The 24,661-nt window shown below is 41.9% G+C and carries 21 protein-coding genes; all 21 read left to right on the plus strand.

The window, feature by feature from the left end:
* Nucleotides 1–44 precede the first annotated feature (44 nt).
* The 21 genes from G529_RS0111225 (at nucleotide 45) to ilvA (ending at nucleotide 24,458) form a co-directional block, all read left to right on the plus strand.
* A complete protein-coding gene (locus tag G529_RS0111225) occupies nucleotides 45–1,913 on the plus strand; it encodes a glycoside hydrolase family 13 protein (RefSeq protein ID WP_026915619.1) in 1,869 nt (622 codons plus the stop codon).
* A 4-nt stretch (nucleotides 1,914–1,917) separates the two neighbouring features.
* On the plus strand, nucleotides 1,918–3,363 hold the full coding sequence (locus G529_RS0111230) for an alpha-amylase family glycosyl hydrolase (protein ID WP_026915620.1): 1,446 nt from the start codon (nucleotides 1,918–1,920) through the stop codon (nucleotides 3,361–3,363).
* Between the two features lie 125 nt (nucleotides 3,364–3,488).
* Nucleotides 3,489–4,475, plus strand: a complete 987-nt coding sequence (pfkA, locus tag G529_RS0111235; RefSeq protein WP_026915621.1) for a 6-phosphofructokinase — start codon at nucleotides 3,489–3,491, stop codon at nucleotides 4,473–4,475.
* Between the two features lie 16 nt (nucleotides 4,476–4,491).
* Nucleotides 4,492–5,490 (plus strand): type I glyceraldehyde-3-phosphate dehydrogenase, encoded by a 999-nt coding sequence (gene gap / locus G529_RS0111240; RefSeq protein ID WP_026915622.1) that lies wholly within the window; start codon nucleotides 4,492–4,494, stop codon nucleotides 5,488–5,490.
* Between the two features lie 78 nt (nucleotides 5,491–5,568).
* Nucleotides 5,569–6,426: a BadF/BadG/BcrA/BcrD ATPase family protein gene (locus tag G529_RS0111245; protein WP_026915623.1), complete on the plus strand. Its 858-nt coding sequence runs from the start codon at nucleotides 5,569–5,571 to the stop codon at nucleotides 6,424–6,426.
* A 152-nt stretch (nucleotides 6,427–6,578) separates the two neighbouring features.
* A complete protein-coding gene (locus G529_RS0111250; RefSeq protein ID WP_026915624.1) occupies nucleotides 6,579–8,117 on the plus strand; it encodes a YifB family Mg chelatase-like AAA ATPase in 1,539 nt (512 codons plus the stop codon).
* A 113-nt stretch (nucleotides 8,118–8,230) separates the two neighbouring features.
* The gene (locus tag G529_RS0111255) at nucleotides 8,231–9,391 is read left to right on the plus strand and encodes a DUF2891 domain-containing protein (protein ID WP_026915625.1); all 1,161 of its coding nucleotides are present in this window, start codon (nucleotides 8,231–8,233) and stop codon (nucleotides 9,389–9,391) included.
* Nucleotides 9,388–10,608 carry an Nramp family divalent metal transporter gene (locus G529_RS0111260; protein ID WP_026915626.1) on the plus strand — a complete coding sequence of 407 codons (1,221 nt, stop codon included), beginning with the start codon at nucleotides 9,388–9,390 and terminating at the stop codon, nucleotides 10,606–10,608. Before G529_RS0111255 ends, G529_RS0111260 begins: the two co-directional genes overlap by 4 nt.
* On the plus strand, nucleotides 10,605–11,345 hold the full coding sequence (gene pxpA, locus G529_RS0111265) for a 5-oxoprolinase subunit PxpA (RefSeq protein ID WP_026915627.1): 741 nt from the start codon (nucleotides 10,605–10,607) through the stop codon (nucleotides 11,343–11,345). The genes G529_RS0111260 and pxpA overlap by 4 nt, the downstream gene beginning before the upstream one ends.
* 2 nt (nucleotides 11,346–11,347) lie before the next feature.
* Nucleotides 11,348–12,079 carry a 5-oxoprolinase subunit PxpB gene (gene pxpB / locus G529_RS0111270; protein WP_026915628.1) on the plus strand — a complete coding sequence of 244 codons (732 nt, stop codon included), beginning with the start codon at nucleotides 11,348–11,350 and terminating at the stop codon, nucleotides 12,077–12,079.
* Nucleotides 12,072–12,926, plus strand: coding sequence for a 5-oxoprolinase subunit C family protein (locus G529_RS0111275; RefSeq protein ID WP_026915629.1), 855 nt, complete (start codon nucleotides 12,072–12,074; stop codon nucleotides 12,924–12,926). The genes pxpB and G529_RS0111275 overlap by 8 nt, the downstream gene beginning before the upstream one ends.
* 249 nt (nucleotides 12,927–13,175) lie before the next feature.
* Nucleotides 13,176–13,568 (plus strand): hypothetical protein, encoded by a 393-nt coding sequence (locus G529_RS0111280; protein ID WP_026915630.1) that lies wholly within the window; start codon nucleotides 13,176–13,178, stop codon nucleotides 13,566–13,568.
* An 8-nt stretch (nucleotides 13,569–13,576) separates the two neighbouring features.
* Nucleotides 13,577–14,314, plus strand: coding sequence for a hypothetical protein (locus tag G529_RS0111285; RefSeq protein WP_026915631.1), 738 nt, complete (start codon nucleotides 13,577–13,579; stop codon nucleotides 14,312–14,314).
* A gap of 60 nt (nucleotides 14,315–14,374) precedes the next feature.
* The gene (locus G529_RS0111290; protein WP_026915632.1) at nucleotides 14,375–15,163 is read left to right on the plus strand and encodes a sensor histidine kinase; all 789 of its coding nucleotides are present in this window, start codon (nucleotides 14,375–14,377) and stop codon (nucleotides 15,161–15,163) included.
* Nucleotides 15,156–15,788: a response regulator transcription factor gene (locus G529_RS0111295; RefSeq protein ID WP_035696050.1), complete on the plus strand. Its 633-nt coding sequence runs from the start codon at nucleotides 15,156–15,158 to the stop codon at nucleotides 15,786–15,788. The genes G529_RS0111290 and G529_RS0111295 overlap by 8 nt, the downstream gene beginning before the upstream one ends.
* Before the next feature lie 90 nt (nucleotides 15,789–15,878).
* Complete coding sequence (locus G529_RS0111300; protein WP_026915634.1) at nucleotides 15,879–17,402, plus strand: bifunctional GNAT family N-acetyltransferase/carbon-nitrogen hydrolase family protein; 1,524 nt, start codon at nucleotides 15,879–15,881, stop codon at nucleotides 17,400–17,402.
* Nucleotides 17,403–17,760: 358 nt separating this feature from the next.
* Complete coding sequence (gene ilvD / locus G529_RS0111305) at nucleotides 17,761–19,434, plus strand: dihydroxy-acid dehydratase (protein WP_026915635.1); 1,674 nt, start codon at nucleotides 17,761–17,763, stop codon at nucleotides 19,432–19,434.
* Nucleotides 19,435–19,445: 11 nt separating this feature from the next.
* Nucleotides 19,446–21,179 carry a biosynthetic-type acetolactate synthase large subunit gene (ilvB, locus tag G529_RS0111310; RefSeq protein WP_026915636.1) on the plus strand — a complete coding sequence of 578 codons (1,734 nt, stop codon included), beginning with the start codon at nucleotides 19,446–19,448 and terminating at the stop codon, nucleotides 21,177–21,179.
* Nucleotides 21,179–21,718 carry an acetolactate synthase small subunit gene (gene ilvN, locus G529_RS0111315; protein ID WP_026915637.1) on the plus strand — a complete coding sequence of 180 codons (540 nt, stop codon included), beginning with the start codon at nucleotides 21,179–21,181 and terminating at the stop codon, nucleotides 21,716–21,718. Before ilvB ends, ilvN begins: the two co-directional genes overlap by 1 nt.
* Nucleotides 21,715–23,184 (plus strand): ketol-acid reductoisomerase, encoded by a 1,470-nt coding sequence (ilvC, locus tag G529_RS0111320; protein ID WP_026915638.1) that lies wholly within the window; start codon nucleotides 21,715–21,717, stop codon nucleotides 23,182–23,184. Before ilvN ends, ilvC begins: the two co-directional genes overlap by 4 nt.
* The gene (gene ilvA / locus G529_RS0111325) at nucleotides 23,184–24,458 is read left to right on the plus strand and encodes a threonine ammonia-lyase IlvA (RefSeq protein ID WP_026915639.1); all 1,275 of its coding nucleotides are present in this window, start codon (nucleotides 23,184–23,186) and stop codon (nucleotides 24,456–24,458) included. The genes ilvC and ilvA overlap by 1 nt, the downstream gene beginning before the upstream one ends.
* Nucleotides 24,459–24,661 lie beyond the last annotated feature (203 nt).

Genomic DNA, 24,661 nt, shown 5'->3' on the forward strand with positions numbered 1-24,661 from the left:
CGGGCTCTCTTTGCATAAAGGGAGCCTTTTTTTAATTAGATAAAATGAGAAAAATTTTAATGCTTTGCGGTCTGTTCATCGGCCTGCAGGGATTTGCGCAAATCGAGCGTGTGGAACCACCTAACTGGTGGATCGGTTTTGAGCAGGATTGCTTGCAGCTCATGCTCTACGCAAGCAATATTGGCACTGCGGAAGTGTCTTCAAATTACCAGGGAGTTGAAGTACTGGGAACCGAAACGGCAGATAGTCCAAATTATTTATTTATAAACCTGGTGATTACGGAAGCGGCCCGGCCGGGTAACATGCAACTGAATTTCAAATTTGAAGATGGTTCTTCAGAAGTCATAGATTATGAACTAAAGAAGCGGGAACAGGCTGCGGAAGATTTTGTTGGATTCGACAATTCTGATGCGATTTACCTCATTACACCAGATCGTTTTGCCAATGGCGATTATAGCAATGATGTAGACGAAAGCCTGAACGAGAAAACAATCGATCTTAAAGATGATTACGCCCGGCATGGTGGCGATATTCAAGGGATCATAGAACATCTTGATTATATTGATGAAATGGGTTTTACTGCGATCTGGTCTTCTCCATTGCTGATCAATGACATGAAATCTGGCTCTTATCACGGTTATGCCATGACCGACTTCTATAAAGTAGATCCTCGTTTTGGAACTCTGGAAGAATATAAAGAACTGGCACAAAAGGCAGACGAAAGAGGTATCAAATTGATTATGGATATGGTGGCAAATCATAGCGGGGCAGAGCACTGGTGGATGGATGATCTTCCCTTCAGTGACTGGATCAACTACAAGGAGAAATTTGAAAACAAGGAAGACCTGGTGTATTCCAATCACCGTAGAACTGTGAACCAGGATCTATATGCTTCCGAAGCAGATAAAAAAGTGATGAGCAACGGCTGGTTTGTGGAAACCATGCCAGATTTGAACCAAAAGAATCCTTACCTGGCCAAATATATCATTCAGAACAACATCTGGTGGGTGGAAACTTTAAAGCTGGGAGGCATCAGGCAGGATACCTATCCTTATCCAGACATGGAATTCATGAGTGAATGGGCCGGAGCGATCATGAAGGAATACCCGAACTTCAATATAGTAGGGGAAGAGTGGTCCAGCAATCCGTTGCTAATTCGTTTCTGGCAGGATGGAATTGAAAATGGATATGATTCTAACCTGAAGTCTACGATGGATTTTGCCATGCAAAGCAATATCGTAAAAGGATTGAATGAAGATTCTGGCTGGGACACAGGATTACAGCGTTTATATGATGGCCTGGCGAACGATTTCGCTTATGCTTCTCCTGAAAATATTATGATCTTTCCAGACAATCATGATGTGAGCAGGATTTATACTCAGCTTCATGAAGATGTGGAAAATACAAAGATGGCGCTCAGTTATATTCTCAGCCTTCCGCGTATTGCGCAGGTTTACTACGGAACTGAAATTCTTATGAACGATACTGCAAAACCAGGTGATCATGGTTTGATTAGAACCGATTTTCCTGGGGGCTGGAAAGAAAGCGACAAGAACGCTTTTACCGGGGAGGGACTTTCCGAAAAAGAAAAGGATATGCAGAAATTCCTCAAAAAGATACTCAATTACAGAAAGTCAAGTAAAGCCATTCAGGAAGGAAATCTGGTGCATTTTACACCCGAAAACAACACTTACCTGCTCTCAAGAACTGCTGGAGATGAGACCATAGTGCTTATTCTTAATAAAAATGAAGAATCCATGAACCTAGATCTTTCCAGGTTCGCAGAACTTGAACTGGAAGGAAAGCAGTTTCAGAACCTAATAACCAGTGAAAAAATGACCTGGGATAAAAGCCTGGAGCTTCCATCACGTGGGGCCTATTTTTTTACAACTAAAATGAACCATTTAAACTAATCAAATGAAGAAAATAACTTTTATACTGGCCTTAATGATTCTTTTCGTTTCGTGTAAGAACGAAACAAATCAGCCAGAGAAGACAGAAAATGAAACTGCAAAAGACTCCCTCGCACCGGTGAGTGATGATATATTGGAGTCGGCGATTATTTATGAGGCGAACATTAGACAATATTCCCCGGAAGGTACTTTTAATGCTTTTACTCAAGATATTCCGCAGCTTAAAGAATTGGGTGTAAAAGTGATCTGGCTAATGCCCATGTATCCCATTTCCATGAAAAAGAGAAAAGCGACTGATGATAAATCCATAGAGGATATCGAAGATCCTGAAGAGCGTAAGAAATATTTGGGAAGCTATTATGCGATTTCAGATTATAAAGCTGTGAATCCAAATTTTGGAACCATGGAGGATTTTGATAAGCTGGTTCAAACTGCCCACGAAAATGGCATGTACGTTATTCTGGACTGGGTGGCCAATCATACCGGCTGGGATCATGCCTGGATAGAAGAACATCCTGAATATTATACTAAAAATGATAAGGGTGAAATTACAGATCCTATCAATGATGCTACCGGAGAGCCATGGGGCTGGACAGATGTTGCCGATCTGAATTTCCATAACGAAGGTCTGAGAGCAGCGATGAAAAAGGACATGCTTTTCTGGATCGAGGAGCACGATGTTGATGGGTATCGTGCAGATGCGGCCCACTCGGTTCCTACAGATTTCTGGGAAGATATTGCTGCTGAATTGCGTGAAGTGAAGCCGGTTTTTATGCTGGCTGAAGCAGAAAGTCCCAAAGAATTATTTCACAATGCTTTTGAAATGGGCTATAACTGGGAAGGACACCATATTATGAATAGCATTGCACAGGGAGATAAAACTGCCAGCGACTGGGATGATTATATGAAAAAGGTTGATTCTACATTTCAGGAAGATGATTACCTGATGAATTTTGTAACCAATCATGATGAAAATTCGTGGGCGGGAACCGTAGAGGAGAGAATGGGGGATGCTTCTGAAGCGATGCTGGCCATGACCTATACGTTACCGGGAATGCCTTTGATCTATAGCGGACAGGAATATGACATGAACAAAAGACTGGAATTCTTCGTAAAGGATACAATTCCGAAGAAAAAAGGCAAGGTCTATCCATTACTTGAAAAACTGGGTGCGCTTAAAACTTCAAGTGTTGCATTGCACGGAGGGAAGTCGGCTGCCTCATATAATGATGTTACAACTTCTGAAGATGAAAAAGTGCTTGCGTTCAGAAGAGAAAAGAATGGAGAAACACTTTACTATGTCGCAAATATGACTGCGGAACCATTAGAGTTTTCCGCAGAAATCGAGGGTGATTTTATAGATTATATGAATGACTCAGAAATGAACATTGAGTCAGATCAAACTCTGAAGTTTAATGCCTGGGAGTACAAAATTTTGATAAATAAGTAATTAATCTCCTAATAATTTGCAAAAAGCCACAAAATTGTGGCTTTTTTTATTAGTTATCAACCGAAAACGTTTTAGTTTTTTCCGAAATTAGGTAATTGGTTTGAAAGAAGTTAGCTTTGAGGGTAATGGTTGAAAAAATTAGAAACATCGCTGTTCTAACTTCCGGAGGAGATGCTCCGGGAATGAACGCTGCTATAAGAGCAGTGGTTCGTGCCTGTTCATTTCATGATCTCGATTGTACAGGAATATTTCGTGGTTACCAGGGTCTAATCGAAGCAGACTTCGAGCCTTTGGACGCACGATCAGTTAGAAACATAATCAATAGAGGTGGAACTTTTTTGAAGTCTACCCGTTCCAGGGAATTTCAGACGAAAGAAGGTCGTCAAAAAGCTTACGACAATCTAATAGCTAACAATGTCGATGCACTTATTGTAATTGGCGGAGACGGTACCTTTACCGGTGGACAGCTATTTAGTAAAGAATTTGGATTCCCGGTAGTGGGAATTCCTGCGACCATCGATAATGACATCAATGGAACAGATTTTACCCTGGGTTACGACACTGCGTTAAATACTGTGGTAGAAGCGATCGATAAGATTCGTGATACGGCAAGCTCGCACAACAGGTTGTTCCTCGTAGAGGTTATGGGTCGTGACGCTGGCGATATCGCTTTGAATAGTGGTATTGGTGCTGGTGCCGAAGAGATTTTGATCCCCGAGGAAAACCTGGGAGTTGAAAGATTACTCGATTCACTTAGAAAAAGTAAAAAAACTGGAAAAACTTCCAGTATCATCGTGGTTGCTGAAGGTGATAAGAGCGGGAAGAATATCTTCGAACTGGCTTCCTTTATAGAAGAAAACCTTGATGAATACGAAGTAAGAGTTTCAGTGCTGGGTCATATTCAAAGAGGAGGTTCTCCAAGTTGTTTCGATCGTGTTCTGGCGAGTAAGTTGGGAGTGGGAGCCGTTGAAGCTTTGATGAATGGAAAGACCGAGATCATGGTAGGAATTCATCACCAGAAGGTTGTTCATATAGATTTATTGACGGCTATCAAAGGTGAAGCAAAAATAGATAAAGAATTACGAAGGGTGGCAGACATCACTTCGGTATAATTAAAAACCAAAGAAAATGAGTACTAAAATTGGAATTAATGGATTTGGTCGTATAGGAAGAATTGCCTTCAGAATTGCGGCACAGAGCGAAAAAGTAGAAGTTGTTGCTATTAACGATCTTCTTGATGTAGATCATTTAGCATATTTACTAAAGTACGATTCAGTTCACGGTAAATTTAATGGTACTGTTGAAGTAAAGGACGGAAGTCTTATCGTTGACGGAAATAAAATCAGAGTAACTTCAGAAAAGAATCCGGCAGACCTTAAATGGGGAGATGCAGGCGTTGACGTGGTAATGGATTGTACTGGAATCTTCACAGATCTTGATAATGCACAGGCTCACCTTGATGCTGGTGCAAGAAAAGTTGTGATCTCAGCTCCTTCTAAAACTGCTCCAATGTTCGTGATGGGTGTGAACCACCAGGAGGTAAAAGCAGATCAGAACATAGTTTCCAATGCTTCATGTACTACCAACTGTCTTGCGCCACTTGCAAAAGTGATCGATGATGAGTTTGGATTGGTAGAAGGATTAATGACTACGGTTCATGCAACTACATCTACTCAGTTTACAGTAGATTCTCCATCTAAGAAAAACTTCAGACTAGGAAGAAGTGCGATGGCAAATATCATCCCAAGTTCAACCGGAGCTGCCGTAGCAGTAACTAAAGTAATTCCTTCTCTTAAAGGAAAGCTTACCGGGATGGCTTTTAGAGTTCCAACTACAGATGTATCTGTTGTGGATCTTACCGTGAAGACAGAAAAATCTACCAGTTACGAAGAAATCAAAGCCGCTTTCAAAAAGGCTGCGGAAGGAGATTACAAAGGAGTAATCGCTTATACTGAAGAAGAAGTGGTAAGCCAGGATTACGTTTCAGATCCACATACCTGTAACTTCGATGCCGGTGCTGGTATTGAACTTAATGACAAGTTCTTTAAGCTAATCGCCTGGTATGATAACGAGTATGGATATTCTTCCAAGCTTGTAGATCTTGCAGCTCACGTAGCTTCACTATAAATTATTCTGAATAAAATCAAATAGCAGTTCGGTGGTACAGCTGGACTGCTTTCTTTTCAATTTAATCCATCTCAGAACATGATATTGATTGCCGACGGCGGGTCCACAAAATGTGACTGGATCTTACTGAACAATGAGGGCGAGCAGCTATTTAAGACCAGAAGTAAAGGTTTGAATCCTGCTGTTTTTAAAGAAGCTGTTCTTGAAGAGCGTCTTGCTGAAAACCCTGAACTTGCAGAAGTAAGAGATACGATCGAAAAAGTACATTTTTATGGTGCCGGTTGTGGTACACCAACTCCTACTGAACTGCTTAGAAGCATCATCGCGAACTATTTTACAAATGCAGATGAGGTAAAGGTGATGGAAGATACGGTTGCGGCGGTTTATGCTGCGACTACAGAGCCTGGGATCGTTTGTATTCTGGGGACTGGATCCAACAGCTGTTATTTTGATGGAGAAAATATAAGTCAGGCCGTGGCTTCTCTCGGTTATATCTTAATGGATGAAGCCAGTGGTAATTACTTCGGAAAAAGACTCATCAGGGATTATTACTATAAAAGAATGCCTCCTGAAATTGCTGAAAAATTTGAGCAGAAGTTCGACCTTAATTCAGATACCATTAAGATGAACCTTTATCGCAAGGATAATCCTAATACGTACCTGGCGCATTTCGCTGAATTTATCTTTACTAATGAACGTAATGGCTACTTCTATAAATTGCTCCACGAAGGTCTTTCAGATTTTGTTCATTCAAGAGTCATGAGCTATCCGCAGGTGACCTCTGTGCCAGTTCACTTCATAGGCTCCATAGCTTACTTCAGTCAGGATATTATCAAGGCAGTTTTACAGCCTTACGGTATCGAAGTTGGGAACATTGTGAGAAGACCTATTGATGCATTAATTGAATATTACCGCCAGAATGTATTCGGTAAATAGTACAACTCATTTTCAAAAACTAAAGAGACCCGCAAATCGCGGGTCTTTTTTTTATGAAAAATTTGGCGATACAACTTGTTGGAGATGTATCACTTATAAGTTTAAAATGTACATTTAGCGGCGTTTAACAACCCTACATTATATGTAATTTTATGCTTGTAAAAGTTTATGGAAGTGCTGTTTTTGGTGTGGATGCTACTACAATAACCATTGAGGTGAACGTAGCTTCAGGCATTGGTTATCATCTTGTAGGTTTACCAGATAATGCCGTCAAGGAATCCAGCTACCGGATCACAGCGGCCCTCCAAAATAACGGTTACAAATTACCTGGGAAAAAGATCATTGTAAACATGGCACCTGCAGACCTTAGAAAAGAAGGTTCAGCCTATGATCTGAGTTTTGCCATGGGTATCCTGGCCGCTTCTGAACAAATCAAAGCCAGTAATATTTCGGAGTATATCATCATGGGTGAGTTATCGCTGGACGGCAGTCTGCAACCCATTAAAGGAGCACTACCTATTGCTATTCAGGCCAAGAAAGAAGGTTTTAAAGGCTTTATTCTGCCTGAACAAAATGCCCGGGAAGCAGCGATCGTTTCAGGTCTGGATGTGTTCGGGGTAACGAATATCAAAGAAGTGATCGATTTTTTTCATTCAGGAAAGTTACTGGAACCAACCATAATAAATACCAGAGAAACATTTTTTCAGGATCTGGATCATCTGGAGCATGACTTCGCCGATGTAAAAGGACAGGAATCCATCAAGAGATGTATGGAGATCGCTGCCGCGGGTGGACACAACATCATTCTTATTGGGCCTCCAGGGGCAGGAAAAACGATGCTAGCCAAAAGATTACCCAGCATCCTACCACCAATGACTTTGCAGGAAGCACTGGAAACTACTAAAATTCATAGTGTAGCCGGACGCATAAAGGATAATGTAGGTTTGCTGGCCCAGAGGCCTTTCCGGAGTCCGCATCATACCATATCCGATGTAGCGCTCGTTGGCGGGGGTGGATATCCTCAGCCGGGAGAAATTTCGCTATCACACAATGGAGTTTTATTTCTGGATGAGCTTCCCGAATTTAAAAGAAGTGTTTTAGAGGTAATGCGACAACCTCTGGAAGACCGGGAGGTAACCATCTCCAGGGCAAGATTTACCGTAACTTATCCATCCAGTTTTATGCTGGTAGCCAGTATGAACCCCAGCCCGGGTGGATATTTTAACGATCCCGATGCGCCGGTGTCGTCATCTGCCTTTGAAATGCAAAGATACCTTGGCAAGATTAGCGGACCTCTTCTCGACAGGATCGATATCCATATTGAGGTGACACCAGTTCCTTTCGACAAATTAAGCGAAGAACGGAAGGGAGAATCCAGCAAATCGATACGGGAGAGAGTAACCAGGGCTAGAAGTGTTCAATCTATCAGGTTTCAGGATCTTGAACACGTGCATTACAATGCTCAGATAGGTCCAAGGCAAATCAGGGAATACTGCCAATTGGATGATGCGTCGAAAAATTTATTGAAAACTGCCATGGAAAAACTAAATCTCTCTGCCCGCGCTTATGACCGGATTTTAAAAGTATCCAGAACGATCGCAGATCTTGCCGGAAGTACGAATATCGAGGGAGAGCATATAAGTGAGGCCATTCAATACAGAAGTCTGGATCGGGAAGGATGGCTGGGCTAATATCTTGAGCTTTAATTAACGAAAGCTTTGACTGTTTTTTATATTTTTGGATAAAACCTACTAATTCAACAAGTGAATTTCGAAATATCTCGAAAAAGACGTAATTACAACCAATGAAAAAACTCCTTTTAGCTTCCGTTTGTTTGCTTATTTTCTCCTGCAAAGGAAATTCAGAAGACCCAGGCAAAAACCCGGGAAGTACCGATACTCTTATTACTGAAGATATTTTGCCAAATGTGCTCAAATCAACAGACAGGATTACGCTAAGCATTGCTGAAGCTAATAACCTGGCAGCGCTACCTCTCGGATGCTTAAATACAGAATATCCAAATAAACTTGGCCAAACGCTGGAAAACGCGGAAGCCATGGATGAGCCGCACGTGCTACATCCGGCCTTTTATGGCTGTTTTGACTGGCATTCTTCGGTGCATGCGCACTGGTCCTTGGTAAGCTTGCTCAAGCAGTTTCCAAATCTCGATAAGAATGAGGAAATCCGAGAAAAGTTAAAAACTTCCCTGTCCCAGGAGAATATTCAAGGTGAGGTAGAATATTTTAAAAGGAAAGAAAGCATGGCTTACGAGCGCACGTATGGCTGGGCATGGTTACTAAAGTTGTCTCAGGAGCTAAATTCCTGGGAAGATCCTCTCGGGCAGGAACTTGCAGCAAACCTTCAGCCATTAACAGATTTGATAACTACGCGATATATTGAATTTCTTCCGAAGTTAAATTACCCGGTAAGAGTAGGGGAGCACACCAATACTGCATTCGGACTTTCATTTGCTTATGATTACGCAGAAGCAGTGGGGAACCAGGAATTGATGGAGGCGGTCAAAAAAAGTGCTCAGAATTTTTTCCTGAATGACGATGACTGCCCGGTAGGCTGGGAGCCAGGAGGTTATGATTTTATTTCTCCCTGCCTGGCTGAAATAGATATCATGAGAAGAGTTCTGCCAAAGAGTGCATTCAATCTATGGATCGAAGATTTTATGCCTCAGCTAAAAAACGAGGATTTTGAAATGGAAGTTGGAGAGGTCTCAGACAGAACAGATGGGAAACTGGTTCATCTGGATGGTTTGAACTTTAGCAGAGCCTGGATATTCTCTGGTCTGGCAAATCAATACCCTGATAAATTTGGTCACTTAAGAAATCTCGCAAACGAGCATATTGCCTATTCTTTTCCAAATGTCTCCGGGGATGATTATGAAGGTGGTCACTGGTTGGGCACTTTCGCGATCTATGCCTTACAGAAGTCTGGAAAGCAACCGGTAAAATGAGAAACTTTTTCAGAAATCTAGGTCCCGGGATCCTTGTTTCTGCTGCCTTCATTGGACCTGGAACCGTTACAGTTTGCAGTCTTGCGGGTGTAAAGTTCGGGTACAGTTTATTATGGGCTTTGTTCATTTCCATTATTGCCTGTATTGTTTTGCAGGAAATGTCGGCAAGGCTTGGCCTGGTTACCGGCAAAGGCCTTAGTGAATCATTAAGGCAGTCTATTAGTTCTCCGGTGCTACGAATGGTAGCCTTGATCCTGATCTTTTCTGCCATTGTAATTGGAAATGCGGCCTATGAGGCCGGAAATATTTCTGGCGCAGTCATGGGAATCCAGAGCATCATGCCTATTGAAGAAGTAGCGATTTCAGGTAATACTTTCAATCTTTGGAGTTTTATAATTGGAGGCTCCGCATTTCTTCTTCTATACCTGGGGAGTTATAGAAAACTGGAAAAGGTTTTTATCGCCTTAGTCACTCTTATGAGTCTAGCTTTTATTTTGACTGCAATTCTCACCAGGCCAGATTGGCGGGCAGTATTTGGAGGCTTTGTACCAGTGTCGATAAACGATGAAATTTTAACGATCATCGCTTTGGTGGGAACTACCGTGGTTCCTTACAATCTTTTTCTGCACGCCTCTTTGGTAAGTGAGAAGTGGACTGGTAGCAATCACCTGAAAACAGTACAGAAGGAACTTGTGTTCTCAATATTTATGGGTGGCCTGGTGTCTATGGCGATTTTAATTTGTGCGGCAGCATCGGGAATTAGTTCGATCCAGGATGTTGGCGACCTGGCAGCAGGTTTAGAGCCGCTTTTTGGTAATATGGCTACCACATTTCTCGCCATTGGACTACTGGCAGCGGGAATAACATCCTCCATTACGGCACCTCTGGCAGCTGCTTATGTCGTAAAAGGTTTACTCGGCTGGGAAGGTGGAATGTCTAACTGGAAGTTTAAAGGGGTATGGATGAGTATTATTATACTTGGTATTCTATTCAGTTCACTTGGGATCAAACCAGTTGAGATCATTCAGTTCGCACAGATAGCGAACGGAGTTGTGTTGCCGGTGATCGCGATATTTCTTTTCTGGATCGTCAATCAAAAGTCGATACTGGGAAAATATAGAAATTCAGTCATTCAGAATATTGTCGGGATCCTGGTCATTGGCCTGGCCATTTTTCTTGGCATCAAATCGATTTATACAGTAATCCAAAATTTATGAAAAGAGAAACCATCCATATTAATTGCGATCTTGGTGAAGGCGGGGAAAATGACGAGCAGTTAATGCCGCTTATTTCTGCCTGTAATATCGCTTGTGGCGGTCATGCGGGTAACCTGGAAACCATGCAGAGAACAGTACGACTGGCTCTTGAAAATAACGTGGAAATTGGAGCTCATCCATCGTATCCAGACCGGGCCAACTTCGGAAGAAATCATATGGAAATGACTGCTGAAGAATTGAAACTTTCCATAGAAGGACAGGTGCTTAGCTTGAAGCAGATCGTGGAATCTGAAGGTGGAAAATTAAGTCATGTAAAACTACACGGGGCTCTTTATAATGATGCTGCACGCGATAGGAATATTTCCAAAACTGTGTTGCGAAGTCTGGAAGGTCTGGGAGGTGATTTAAGGCTATATGTGCCTCTTCACTCTCAACTCGGAGAACTGGCTTTGGGTAAATTTGAACTCTATCAGGAAGCTTTTGCAGATCGCAATTATGAAAAAAATTACGCACTTGTTTCCCGGTCAAAATCGCATGCCATCATTACAGATGAGGAACTGGTTTTTGATCATGTCTGGCGAATCTATAAGATGAATGAGATAAAATTGGAGAATGGTGAATTTTTGAAAGCTTATGCAGATACATTTTGCGTACATTCAGATACTCCCTCATCTGTGGAAATTCTGCAAAGTTTACATCGTAGATTCGCCCGTAAAAATGTATTTATAAAGGCTTGAAGATGATAAAAGGCAAGACTGTTTCGAGACTGGGGGACCGCGGAATTTTGATAGAATTTTCTCAGGATATTTCAGAAAATACCCTTAAAACTATACTCAATTTCAGAAATAGATTATTAGAATCAGAGTTTGAACAAAAGGTTGAGATAACAAATACATATAACTCGTTATTAATTAGTTATCCATTTACTATAAGAAACTTCTATAGTGAATTTTCAAAGGTTTCCAGTATTCTTGAACTGACTAATATATCAAAATCTTTTAAGAAGCGAGTTTTCAAAATCCCTGTTTGTTATGAAGCTAAATTTGCTCCAGATCTTGAAACAGTCGCCAGGCTCAGAAAGCTGAAAAAAGAGGAAATCATCGAGCTTCATAGCGGTTCACAATATCTCGTTTACTTCACCGGTTTTTTGCCAGGATTTTTATATCTGGGTGGTATGAATAAAAAAATTGCCACGGCCCGAAAAGAGACTCCGCGTAAGATGGTTGAAAGAGGCAGCGTGGGAATTGCAGAAGATCAAACAGGGATCTATCCACAGGAGAGTCCGGGTGGATGGCAGATCATTGGTAGAACACCCCTGGAACTTTTTGATATAAAACTAGAAACACCTACTCCATTCGTAGCTGGAAATTACGTGCAATTCTTTCCGGTTAGTGAATTGGAATATTTCCAAATAAAGGAAGAGGTGGAGCATGGTAAGTATGAATTTCAAATGATCGAAATGAATGGGTGAGCTACTAGTAAAACAGGCAGGATTATTTACCACGATCCAGGATCTTGGAAGATTTGGATCCAGAAAATATGGCGTCCCAGAAAGTGGTGTTGTGGACAGATATGCCTTCAGGATCTGCAATCTAATTCTTGGTAATTCGAGCAACGCCGCAGTTATGGAAATGACCTTTATGGGACCAGTTCTCAAATTCAACTCAGCGACCAATATTTGTATTGGAGGAGCAGATCTTACTCCCAAAATAAATGATCTGGAAGTAGAACTGCATACACCATTTCAGATCCAGGCTGGGGATATATTATCCTTCGGAAAAAGAAAATTTGGTCTTCGATCCTATCTTGCGATCAAGGATGGTTTTCAATCTCCGGAAGTTCTCGGGAGCCGTAGTTGGCTACATTCAATTACGGGTAAAACAAGACTTCAGAAGGGGCAGGTTTTAGGTTACCAGGCTTCAGAAGCTATGATCAATAGTTCTCATGCTGCGATTCAGGTAGATACCGATTACCTTGAGTCAAAAGAGATAGAGGCTTACGAAGGCCCGGAATTTGTCAAACTGCCAAAGCACTTGCAAGAGCTCATCTTTCAGCAAAAATTCACACTGCATGGTGATAGTAACCGTATGGCCATTCAGTTTGAGGAAACTTTTCAAAATAACCTGGAAAGCATTCATACATCACCAGTTATGCCCGGAACTGTACAGCTCACGCCTTCAGGAAAACTGATTGCGCTTATGAGAGACTGCCAGACTACAGGTGGATATCCCCGGGTTCTACAGTTATCGGAATTTGGGATACAGGTTCTAGCTCAAAAGACCCCTGGTGAGATCGTTCAGTTTCGAAAGAAGCTGTAGCTATCGAAAATGCAAAAAGTGCCAGAAAAGTTTATGATTGCTATAGAAAAGACCCTACTCAGAACTACAACTAAACTATGACCGACACTTTTTTTGTCCCCAAAACATTTTAGATAAACCAAAATGACTCTACAAATATAGGTGCCGAAGTAAGCGCAGGCTAGGGGAATTTTCCCCTTTCTCACAGCAAATGGCGTTTTTAAAGCTAGAAATTATAATTTTGAGTCAGAAAATCAAACCTTTATCACTGTGAATCCACCGAATAAATGCATCACTATTCAGAAGGCAAAAGAACTTCAGAAGGAATGGCGTGAGACCAGAGCAACCGTGACCACTAATGGAACAACGCATAAAGACACCTGTGAGTTCCACTTCGATCTTGAAGAATTACAAGAATATATTAATTATGTTCGCGAGCAATCCAGAAAAAATGATGCTGAAAGGCCGGGAATCAATGTCTGGCTTGGAGCATACCCTGCAGAAGACGATCGACCTTCCCTTAACACGATCTTCTTTTCGGCGACCCGAAAAATGAAGCCAGAAGAGGAAGATGACTCTGGAAGAGATTACCTGGAAAGTGATGAGATCGAACCCATGAATACGGTTGGAGGATTATGGCCGCCGTTACCATATAAAGGCTAGGTTTTTCTGTGATAGAATTCATTATTGAAAATAAGCTGTACGTGGGATATCTTATGGAATTCCTTGCAGCCTGCGCCGGTACTATACATCTGCTCAAAGTCCGCAATCCAAGGAATGGGATAAAACTTTTCGTTGGATTCCTGTGGTTCAATTTCTTTTATGATCTATTTGGGATGTATCCCATCTGGGCTTTTTACGATAATTACCAGAGCGCTCCTTTTATAAAAGACACTGCCTTTGCGAGAAATTTCTGGTACTATAATAACTTTTACGTCATCAAATATCTCCTGCTTAGCCATCTATTCATATTGCAACTGACTCATGCTGAAAGTCAGGGTTTACGGAAGATCCTGGACAGGTTGAAATGGGTATTTCTTATTTACAGTATTGTTTGTTTCGCCAGCTTTGGAAATTATCTGTATCAATATGATTATACGGTGATCATTTTTGGAACATTCTTCCTGGTGGGATGTATCATGGGCTATCTGCTACAAATGCTGCGTACAGATCAAGTCCTGCATTTTAGGTCTGACCTGGTTTTTTACATTGCGATAGCGTTGATCCTTTATGAATTATGTATTGCACCCATCAATATTTATGCAGCCTACTTTAATGAAGGTAATATGGAATTCGTCCAGTTCTACGCACGTATTCTCAGGTATGGGAATATCTATTTATACGGAATGTTTATAATAGGTTTCCTGGTAACTTTGAGAAATGCCAGAAAAACTGATACCTTAGCTTAGACTTATTTATTTTATCTGTTAAACTGAATCAGGCTTGCCAGAAGTTAAATTTCATATGTAATGCTTCGGAAAGAAGAGATTATTCTAATACTTTACTTCATACTGGTGATCATTTTTCTCACCATCTTCACCGTATTTTTTGTCATTACATATCAGAAGCGAAAAAATAAGATCCTTCAGGAGAAATTCGAGGCAGAACAACAATTTTTAATAGAACTCAACAATACCAAGATTGAGATACAGGAGGCTACACTAAAAAATGTAAGCTGGGAACTGCACGACAATATCGGGCAATTACTATCGGTTGCAAGTATTCAACTTAACATCCTGCTTAAAGCATCCCAGGAAGATGCCAGTCCTGCGGTCATAGAAATCAAAGACCTGGTCACTAATTCTCTTAACGAAGTTCGTTCCTTGTCAAGAACTCTAAACAACGAAGTCATTTACGCTGCGGGCTTACATAAATCTGTTCGCGATGAATTGAATCGTTATAACCGTATGGACATTTTGCAGGCAGACCTTCAAATTAAGGGGGAGCCTCGCGAACTAAAACCTGAAAGTGAGATCATCATCTTCCGGATCATGCAGGAGTTTTTCAATAATGTGATCAAGTATGCTGAGGCCAGTTCGCTTCAGGTTCAGCTAGACTACCTGGAAGACGCGCTTCATATCCAGGCGATAGACGATGGGAAAGGTTTTGACGATCGCGTTGTGGAAAAAGGTTCCGGCATTATCAATATGTATAGCCGGGCCAGGCTTATCAATGCGGAAATTGACCTACAGAGCAAGATTGGTGAAGGAACTTCTCTAAGCTTAATCTACCCAATTCAAATAGATGAAAATGCCTAAAAAGATTAGTATTGTCGATGACCATAAGCTATTTGCGAGTTCACTGCGGGTTCTGGTGAATTCTTTTGATGGTTTTGAAGTTCTGAATTATCATAAGAATGGTCAGGAACTTGTTGAGCATATCGAGAAAGGCCTGGAACTCCCCGATGTGTTGCTTCTGGACATGAGTATGCCGGTGATGGGTGGGATGGAGACGATGACTTGGTTGAAGCAAAACCAGCCTGATCTAAAAGTGCTGGCCCTTACCGTAGATCAGGAAGATGAGACGATCATAAAAATGCTGAAACTGGGTGCCCGTGGATATCTTCTGAAAGACATAGATCCAGACGAGTTTGAACTCGCCCTGAACAAAATTGTGGAAACAGGTTATTATACCAATCGGTTAATTTCTGAAGCATACAGGAATGAAGGGAAGGCTGAAAATCAGGAGCTACTCACCGGTCGTGAACTTGAATTTTTACAACTCGCCTGTAGTGAACTTACTTATAAAGCGATTGCTGCAGAGATGAACCTGAGCCCGAAAACGGTAGAGAATTACCGGGAAAGCCTGTTTAGTAAGTTACAGGTAAAGAGCAGGGTAGGTTTGGTAATGCTCGCTATCAAAGAAGGATACTTCCGCATATAAAAATTTAAGAATACTTTATAGCAAAAGCCGCTTTGTCCTGTCACTAAATTCGCGAACTGCAGTATCTTCGTAGTTTCAAATTAAATAAACGTGATAGATTCAGCAAAAATAGAACTCCGGAATTTACAGGTTAAGGATTACGAGGAATTAAAAATTTCCATGGTTAAAAGTTACCAGGCCATGCCAGATGAATACTGGAGCAAGTCTGAGATCAAAACCCTGATTAGTAAATTTCCAGAAGGACAGTTATGTATCATCATAGATAATCGTATTGCGGGTTGCGCGCTCTCAATTATCGTAAACTACGATAAGTTCGACGACAATCATACCTACGATGAAATTATAGGTGGAGAAAATTTTTCTACACACACTAAGAATGGAAATGTTCTTTATGGAATTGATGTATTCATTCATCCGGAGTTTCGAGGAATGCGACTGGGGCGAAGACTTTACGAAGCTCGAAAGGAACTATGTGAACATTTGAATCTAAAAGCGATCGTTTTTGGAGGCAGAATCCCGAATTACGCCAAATATGCAGATGAACTCACTCCAAAGCGTTATATCGAGAAGGTAAAACTTCAGGAGATTCACGATCCAGTTCTTTCCTTTCAGCTAAATAATGATTTTCACGTAAAAAAAGTGATCAAAGGCTATTTATCTGGTGATCATGAATCACGTGAATTCGCTACTTTGATGGAATGGAACAATATCTACTATTCCAAGCCTCAAAAACTGGTGAATACTACCAAAACAGTGGTTCGACTTGGCTTGGTACAGTGGCAGATGCGGTTGTTCAAGGATTATGATGCGCTGGTTTCGCAGATAGAATTCTTTGTGGATGCGGTAAGTAACTATCAAAGCGATTTTATTCTTTTTCCAGAGCTATTCAATGCTCCGCTCATGGCTCAGTTCAATCATCTTTCTGAACCGGAAGCCATTCGTGCGCTCTCAGACTATACCGAAAAATTACTGGAAACCTTCCGGGAGTTTGCCATCAATTACAACATTAATATCATTACCGGAAGTATGCCTTTGCCGGTAGGGGAACACATGTATAATGTGGGATATCTGTGCAGAAGGGATGGAAGTTATGAGCGTTACGAAAAACTGCATATCACCCCGGCTGAAGAGACGGCCTGGGGAATGAAAGGCGGAAATAAACTGGAAACTTTTGATACAGACTGTGGTAAAATAGGTGTGCTTATCTGCTACGATGTAGAGTTTCCTGAAGCTTCCAGGTTGCTTGCCGAAGAAGGAATGAACATTTTATTCGTGCCCTTCATGACCGATACCCAGAATGGTTATTCCCGGGTAAAGATCTGCGCCCAGGCCCGTGCTGTGGAGAATGAATGTTATGTGGCCATCGCAGGCTCTGTAGGAAATCTTCCAAAAGTGGATAATATGGACATACAGTACGCTCAAAGTGCAGTATTAACACCATCAGATTTTGCGTTTCCGGTAAACGGCATCAAGGCAGAAGCTACGCCAAACACTGAGAGTACTTTGCTGGTCGATGTCGATCTGGATCTTCTCAAAGAGTTGCATAACTTCGGAAGTGTTCGAAACATGAAAGACAGAAGAAAGGACCTATATTCCTTAAGAAGAAAAAAATAGAATAGTTTGCTGAAAATGAGGAGGTTTCAGAACTTTTTACTAGTTTTAGACCATGATCAGTATCGTTGAAAAATTCGTTGTGGCAGTGTTGGAAATCTTTTTCTAAGAATCTCAACATTCCATTTTAATATATGCTCAGGAAGCCACCACAACTGGTGGCTTTTTTTTTGTCCTGACCCATTTTAGTTTTATCCTGCACTTTTCCAGAGATCGTAAACAACACATTCGTAACTATCTTGTAGACAGTTTAATAGATGTTTTTCACTTCAATTAGCATTCAGCCAGTCTTCTAATCTCAGCATCCTAGGTATTCGATTCCCAGTATTTTTAATTCTTATCAGACCAGAATTGAAATTTCATGAATACCAAATATAGCAGTACCATTACCCAAAGTGATTCTCAGCCAGCTTCCCAGGCCATGCTGCACGCCATAGGTTTAAGCCGGGAAGATCTGAAAAAACCTTTTGTAGGCATAGGAAGTACAGGCTACGAAGGCAATCCCTGCAACATGCATTTGAACGATCTCGCAAAAGAGGTCAAACAAGGAACTCAGAAGGCAGGGATCAACGGACTTATTTTTAATACGATTGGGGTAAGTGATGGCATTTCCATGGGAACTCCGGGAATGCGGTTTTCACTTCCTTCTCGTGACCTCATTGCAGATTCCATGGAAACCGTGGTAAGCGGAATGTCTTACGATGGTCTTGTCACTGTGGTTGGATGCGATAAGAATATGCCCGGGGCTTTAATGGCGATGCTTCGATTGAATCGACCATCCATATTGGTTTACGGAGGAACGATATCATCTGGCTGTCATAAAGGTAAAAAACTGGATGTGGTATCAGCTTTTGAAGCCTGGGGTTCTAAGGTTTCCGGCGACATGCAGGAAGAGGAGTATCAACAGGTAATTGAAAAAGCCTGTCCTGGTGCCGGAGCATGTGGTGGTATGTATACTGCAAATACTATGGCTTCAGCAATTGAAGCTCTGGGAATGAGTCTGCCTTTTAATAGCTCTAATCCCGCAACCGGTCCTGAAAAGGTCAAGGAAAGTGTGAAAGCTGGAGAAGCTATGCAACTGCTACTTGAAAAAGATCTCAAACCTAAAGATATCGTATCAGCCAAATCTCTGGAGAATGCCATAAGATTATTGACCGTACTTGGTGGTTCTACCAATGCGGTACTTCACTTCCTAGCGATCGCTAAAGCTGCGGAAATCAATTTCGGATTAAAGGATTTTGAAAGAATTTGTGAAGAAACACCGTTTCTGGCAGATCTCAAGCCTAGTGGTAAATATCTAATGGAAGATATTCACAGGATTGGAGGGATCCCAGTCGTCATGAAATACATGCTGGAGAGAGGATTACTTCATGGGGATTGTATGACCGTAACCGGCAAAACTATAGCAGAAAATCTTGAAGAGGTAGAACCTATGCCATTTGATCAGGATGTGATACACCCCGTGGAAAAACCAATCAAAGCCACCGGACATATTAGAATACTATACGGGAATCTTGCTTCGGAAGGTTCAGTAGCAAAAATAACCGGGAAAGAAGGTTTGAAATTCCACGGTACCGCAAAGGTCTTCGATGGCGAATATGCCGCTAATGAAGGTATTTCATCTGGAAAGGTACAAAAGGGTGATGTGGTGGTCATTAGGTACGAAGGTCCCAAAGGTGGTCCCGGAATGCCAGAAATGTTAAAGCCAACTTCAGCAATTATGGGAGCTGGACTGGGAAAAGATGTAGCCCTGATCACCGATGGAAGATTTTCTGGAGGGACCCATGGTTTCGTAGTAGGGCATATCACTCCGGAAGCACAACAGGGTGGCCTGATTGGTTTACTACAGGATGGCGATGAAATAAGTATCAATGCCGAAACAAATAAGATCGAAGCTCATTTGAGTGATGAAGAAATAAGTAAGAGAAGAGCATTATGGAAAGCACCCGCTTTTAAAGCAAAAGGAGGTGTGCTTTATAAATACGCAAAAACAGTAGCATCAGCATCAGAAGGATGCGTGACAGATGAATTTTAATTAGGTGAAATATGGAGGTTAAAACAGCAAGTTTCGAAAAGCAAAGCAAGAAAAAAAGCCTGACCGTTTCAGGAGCAGAGGCGGTGATCAAATGTTTGCTCGAAGAAGGTGTGGATACTATTTACGGGTATCCGGGAGGAGCGATCATGCCGGTCTACGATGAACTCTACAAATATCAGAAAGAAATTCACCATGTGCTCACCAGGCACGAACAGGGAGCAACGCATGCTGCCCAGGGTTATGCCAGAGTTTCAGGAAAAGTAGGTGTCGCAGTGGCAACTTCTGGTCCTGGCGCCACAAATCTTGTGACAGGTATTGCCGATGCTCAGATAGATTCTACTCCCATGGTATGTATAACCGGCCAGGTTGGATCACATCTTCTGGGATCTGATGCTTTCCAGGAAACCGATATTGTAGGTATTTCCACTCCGGTAACCAAATGGAACTACCAGATCACCAATGCTGAAGAAATTCCTGAAGTGATGGCGAAGGCATTTTATATCGCAAGATCGGGAAGACCGGGACCTGTGCTAATCGATATTACCAAGGATGCCCAGTTCGCCTCACTGGAATTCAGTTATAAAAAATGTTCAGGAATAAGAAGTTACCAGCCAATTCCGGAATTAAATCTCTTGGAAGTACAACGCGCCGCAGAAGTGATCAATAATGCGAGAAAGCCAATGATCGTTTGGGGACAGGGAGTCATCCTTGGCGGAGCAGAGGATCTGTTCAAACAGGTGGTGGAAAAATCTGGTATTCCGGCCGCCTGGACCATTCTGGGACTTTCAGCTTTGCCAACAGATCATCCTTTGAACGTGGGCATGGTGGGAATGCATGGAAACTACGCACCAAATATGTTGACCAATGAATGTGATGTTCTAATTGCTATCGGGATGAGGTTTGATGACCGGGTTACCGGAAATCTTGAAAAATATGCGAAACAGGCAAAAATCATTCATTTTGAGATCGATCCGGCAGAAATTAATAAGAATGTCCATGCAGATTACCCGGTCCTTGGTAATGTAAAAGAAAGTCTGAAGGCTTTGCTGGAATTACTGGAGCCAAATTCACATAAAGAATGGCATCAGCAATTCAAAGAAATGTATAAAACCGAATATGAGAAAGTGATCAAGGGAAATCTGGACGTTCACAAGAAAGATCTGGGAATGGCTGAGGTGATTCAGGAAGTAAATATACAGTCTAAAGGCGATGCGATCATTGTTTCAGATGTTGGGCAGCATCAAATGGCTGCCTGCCGCTATGCTAAATTCAATCAGTCAAGAAGTAATGTGACTTCAGGTGGACTGGGAACTATGGGATTTGCTCTACCAGCGGCCATTGGTGCAAAAATGGCAAAACCAGACAGGGATGTGGTTGCAGTGATAGGTGATGGAGGTTACCAGATGACCATTCAGGAACTGGGAACTATTTTCCAGACCAGGGTACCTGTAAAAATCGTGCTATTAAATAATGGCTTTCTGGGCATGGTAAGACAATGGCAGCAGATGTTCTTCGATCGACGTTATGCATCTACCAACATGGTGAATCCAGATTTTATCACAATCGCCAAAGGTTACCATATTCAGGCAAACCAGGTGACCGAAAGAAGCCAGCTGGAATCGGCAATTAAAGAAATGATGCAGAGTGATGAGGCTTATTTTCTTGAAGTAAAAGTTGAACAGGAAGAAAACGTGTTCCCCATGATCCCAACCGGAGCGGCAGTTTCAGAAATATTACTAGAATAATGGAAAAACAGAACTATACAGTTTCGATCTATACCGAAAACAATCTTGGTCTTCTTTCCAGGATCGCGGCAATTTTTTTAAAAAGGCATATCAATATTGAGAGTATTACGGCTTCACCCAGTGAGGTGACCGAAGTGATGCGCTTTATCATTATTGTGAAGGTCTCTGAAGAGCAGATAAAAAAGATCGTGGGACAAATTGAAAAGCAGATCGAAGTGATCAAGGCTTTTTATCATACCGATGCTGAAACGATCTACCAGGAAACAGCTTTATATAAGATCAGGTCTGAGGATTTTCTGGATGACCATACTATTCAGGATTTTATCAAAGAGACCAATGCTCGAATTGTGACGGTGACCAGGCAGTTCTTTGTAATTGAAAAGACCGGAAAACGCATCGAGGTCGATCAACTTTATGAAAAACTAAAACCTTACGGTCTCATGCAGTTCGTAAGATCTGGAACTATCGCGGTTACCAAAAATGAAATGCCGATATCGGGAATATTAGAAAAATTTAATACCACAAACTCATTGTCATGACCAACTATTTTAACAGCCTGTCCAGCGCTGAAAAACTCGACCAATTAGGGACCTGTAGATTTATGGAGCAGGATGAATTCAGTAACGAAGCAGCTGCTTTAAAAGATAAAAAAATAGTCATTGTAGGCTGCGGTGCGCAGGGTTTAAATCAGGGACTCAATATGCGCGACAGTGGTCTGGATATTTCATATGCACTTCGAGAAAGCGCGATCAGGGAAAAACGTCAATCCTGGAAAAATGCTTCAGAAAATGATTTTACCGTAGGAACTTATGAAGAATTGATCCCGGATGCAGACCTGGTGATCAACCTTACACCAGACAAGCAGCATACCCCAGTCATCAAGGCCATCCAACCGCACCTAAAAGAAGGCGCTGTTCTTTCTTATTCTCATGGTTTCAATATAGTGGAAGAAGGAATGAAGATTCGCGAAGACGTGACCGTGATCATGGTCGCTCCAAAATGCCCAGGGTCTGAAGTTCGAGAGGAATACAAGCGTGGTTTTGGTGTTCCTACCTTAATCGCAGTTCATCCTGAAAATGATCCTAAAGGAATTGGTTTGGAATGGGCGAAAGCTTATGCGTATGCTACGGGAGGTCATCGCGCAGGAGTACTGGAATCTTCTTTTGTTGCTGAAGTAAAATCTGATCTTATGGGTGAGCAAACCATTCTTTGTGGTGTCTTGCAAACCGGATCGATTCTGACTTTTGACAAGATGGTTTTGGAAGGAGTGGATAAGAACTATGCTGCAAAACTAATCCAGTATGGCTGGGAAACAATCACTGAAGCTTTGAAGCATGGCGGAATCACGCAGATGATGGACAGACTTTCTGATCCTGCAAAAATGAGAGCCTATGAAATTTCAGAAGAACTGAAGGGTAAAATGCGTCCTCTATTTCAGAAGCACATGGATGATATCATTTCCGGTGAATTTAGTAGCCGAATGATGGAAGACTGGGCGAATGATGATACTGAACTGCATACCTGGAGAGCTGAGACTGAGAATACCGCTTTCGAGAAAACAGAGGCAACTTCAGAAGAAATCACAGAACAGGAATATTTTGATAAAGGAGTTCTGCTGGTGGCATTTGTAAAATCTGGCGTCGAACTGGCTTTCGAGACGATGGTAGACGCGGGCATCATCGAAGAATCGGCTTATTACGAGTCTTTGCACGAAACACCATTGATCGCCAATACCATTGCCAGGAAAAAGCTTTATGAAATGAACCGAGTAATTTCAGATACTGCAGAATATGGTTGCTATTTGTTCGATCACGCTGCGAAACCTTTGATCAAGGATTATGTAAATTCTCTAGAGCCAGAAGTGGCAGGAAGAACGTTTGATGGGATAGAACCAGACTATCAAAAACTGGAAGAAATTAATGTGGCGGTAAGAAATCATCCTGTAGAAGAGGTTGGCGCAAAATTACGATCTGCGATGACTGCGATGAAGAAAATCTATGCTTAATGGAAACCTTGCTGAAAAAAGATAAATTTTATATTCCCACGCTGGATGCGGTGAAAGAGGCTTCGGAAAGGATCTCTAAGGTAGTGCTGCAAACTCCTTTGGCAGAATCTTTTACTTATAGCCAGCGCTTTGAAGCAAAGGTAATGCTGAAGCGTGAGGATCTGCAACAGGTTAGATCTTACAAAATTCGTGGGGCTTATAATAAGATTTCGAGCTTGCCACCGGAACAACTTGAAAAAGGAGTGATTTGTGCCAGCGCCGGAAATCATGCCCAGGGTGTTGCCTTCGCCTGTAATAAGCTAAAGGTCCGGGGAGTGATCTACATGCCCGGTACCACGCCACCACAAAAGGTAGAACAAACTGAAATGTTTGGCGGTGAGTGGGTGAAAGTTGTGCTTAAGGGTGATACCTATGACGATTCCTTTAAAAGTGCCATGAAGCATATGACTGAGGAAGGTCTCATTTTTATACATCCTTTTGATGATGAAAAAGTGATTGAAGGCCAGGCTACCATTGCCCTGGAGATCCTTAAACAATCGGATGAGCCTATCGACTATGTTTTTGCACCGCTGGGCGGGGGCGGACTCCTCGCAGGGATCTCATCCATGTTCAAGAAATTATCCCCAGGTACGAAGATCATTGGCATTGAACCGGAAGGTGCTCCCTCAATGCAGACATCTTTAAAGGAAGGTAAGGTGGTTGAACTGGATCATATCGAGCGATTCGTAGATGGCGCATCGGTGCAGAAAGTTGGCGCAAGAAATTTTGCGATCTGTAAGGAAAATCTTGATGAAATGATCACGGTGCCTGAAGGAAAGATCTGCCAGACCATTCTTGATTTGTATAACCAGGATGCGATGGTAGTGGAACCTGCTGGCGCCATGGCGATTTCGGCTCTTGACCTGTATGCTGAAAAGATTAAAGGCAAAAATGTAGTTTGTATCGTAAGTGGTAGCAATAACGACATTATCAGGATGGCTGAAATCAAAGAACGCGCCCTGTTATATTCGGGTTTAAAACATTATTTCGTGGTTGTATTTCCGCAGAGGGCAGGGGCGCTGAAGGAGTTCGTGGCAAAAGTTCTTGGGCCAAACGATGATATCACTCATTTTGAATATTCGAAAAAGCATAACAGGTCTAATGGGCCGGCAGTTGTAGGGATCGAATTAAAAGACCCGGCAGACTTTGAACCACTGGTGGAGAGGATGAAAAAGAGGAATTTCTATGGGGAGTATTTAAACAACAATCCCAATTTATTTCAATTTTTAATCTAGAACTGCCTATACATCAAAAATTTATATACATTTGTAATATGATTTCTATCGCAAAGATAATACTAGTCCGCTTTAATTCGAGGCCCCGCCGCCGCTTCTAGGCAGCACCCTCGAAACGACTTTTAATCATATTATCTTACTTTTCCACATTGAATTATTTAAACGGCATAGAATACAAATTGAATATCAGAACTTTTTCTGAT

Source organism: Christiangramia portivictoriae DSM 23547 (genome assembly GCF_000423045.1).
Classification (GTDB): Bacteria; Bacteroidota; Bacteroidia; order Flavobacteriales; family Flavobacteriaceae; genus Christiangramia; species Christiangramia portivictoriae.

Excerpts from the sequence above, each read along its gene's own strand:
- G529_RS0111225 (WP_026915619.1), top strand. The coding sequence starts at position 45 with ATGAGAAAAATTTTAATGCTTTGCGGTCTGTTCATCGGCCTGCAGGGA.
- G529_RS0111230 (WP_026915620.1), top strand. The coding sequence starts at position 1,918 with ATGAAGAAAATAACTTTTATACTGGCCTTAATGATTCTTTTCGTTTCG.
- pfkA (WP_026915621.1), top strand. The coding sequence starts at position 3,489 with ATGGTTGAAAAAATTAGAAACATCGCTGTTCTAACTTCCGGAGGAGAT.
- gap (WP_026915622.1), top strand. The coding sequence starts at position 4,492 with ATGAGTACTAAAATTGGAATTAATGGATTTGGTCGTATAGGAAGAATT.
- G529_RS0111245 (WP_026915623.1), top strand. The coding sequence starts at position 5,569 with ATGATATTGATTGCCGACGGCGGGTCCACAAAATGTGACTGGATCTTA.
- G529_RS0111250 (WP_026915624.1), top strand. The coding sequence starts at position 6,579 with ATGCTTGTAAAAGTTTATGGAAGTGCTGTTTTTGGTGTGGATGCTACT.
- G529_RS0111255 (WP_026915625.1), top strand. The coding sequence starts at position 8,231 with ATGAAAAAACTCCTTTTAGCTTCCGTTTGTTTGCTTATTTTCTCCTGC.
- G529_RS0111260 (WP_026915626.1), top strand. The coding sequence starts at position 9,388 with ATGAGAAACTTTTTCAGAAATCTAGGTCCCGGGATCCTTGTTTCTGCT.
- pxpA (WP_026915627.1), top strand. The coding sequence starts at position 10,605 with ATGAAAAGAGAAACCATCCATATTAATTGCGATCTTGGTGAAGGCGGG.
- pxpB (WP_026915628.1), top strand. The coding sequence starts at position 11,348 with ATGATAAAAGGCAAGACTGTTTCGAGACTGGGGGACCGCGGAATTTTG.
- G529_RS0111275 (WP_026915629.1), top strand. The coding sequence starts at position 12,072 with ATGGGTGAGCTACTAGTAAAACAGGCAGGATTATTTACCACGATCCAG.
- G529_RS0111290 (WP_026915632.1), top strand. The coding sequence starts at position 14,375 with ATGCTTCGGAAAGAAGAGATTATTCTAATACTTTACTTCATACTGGTG.
- G529_RS0111295 (WP_035696050.1), top strand. The coding sequence starts at position 15,156 with ATGCCTAAAAAGATTAGTATTGTCGATGACCATAAGCTATTTGCGAGT.
- ilvD (WP_026915635.1), top strand. The coding sequence starts at position 17,761 with ATGAATACCAAATATAGCAGTACCATTACCCAAAGTGATTCTCAGCCA.
- ilvB (WP_026915636.1), top strand. The coding sequence starts at position 19,446 with ATGGAGGTTAAAACAGCAAGTTTCGAAAAGCAAAGCAAGAAAAAAAGC.
- ilvN (WP_026915637.1), top strand. The coding sequence starts at position 21,179 with ATGGAAAAACAGAACTATACAGTTTCGATCTATACCGAAAACAATCTT.
- ilvC (WP_026915638.1), top strand. The coding sequence starts at position 21,715 with ATGACCAACTATTTTAACAGCCTGTCCAGCGCTGAAAAACTCGACCAA.
- ilvA (WP_026915639.1), top strand. The coding sequence starts at position 23,184 with ATGGAAACCTTGCTGAAAAAAGATAAATTTTATATTCCCACGCTGGAT.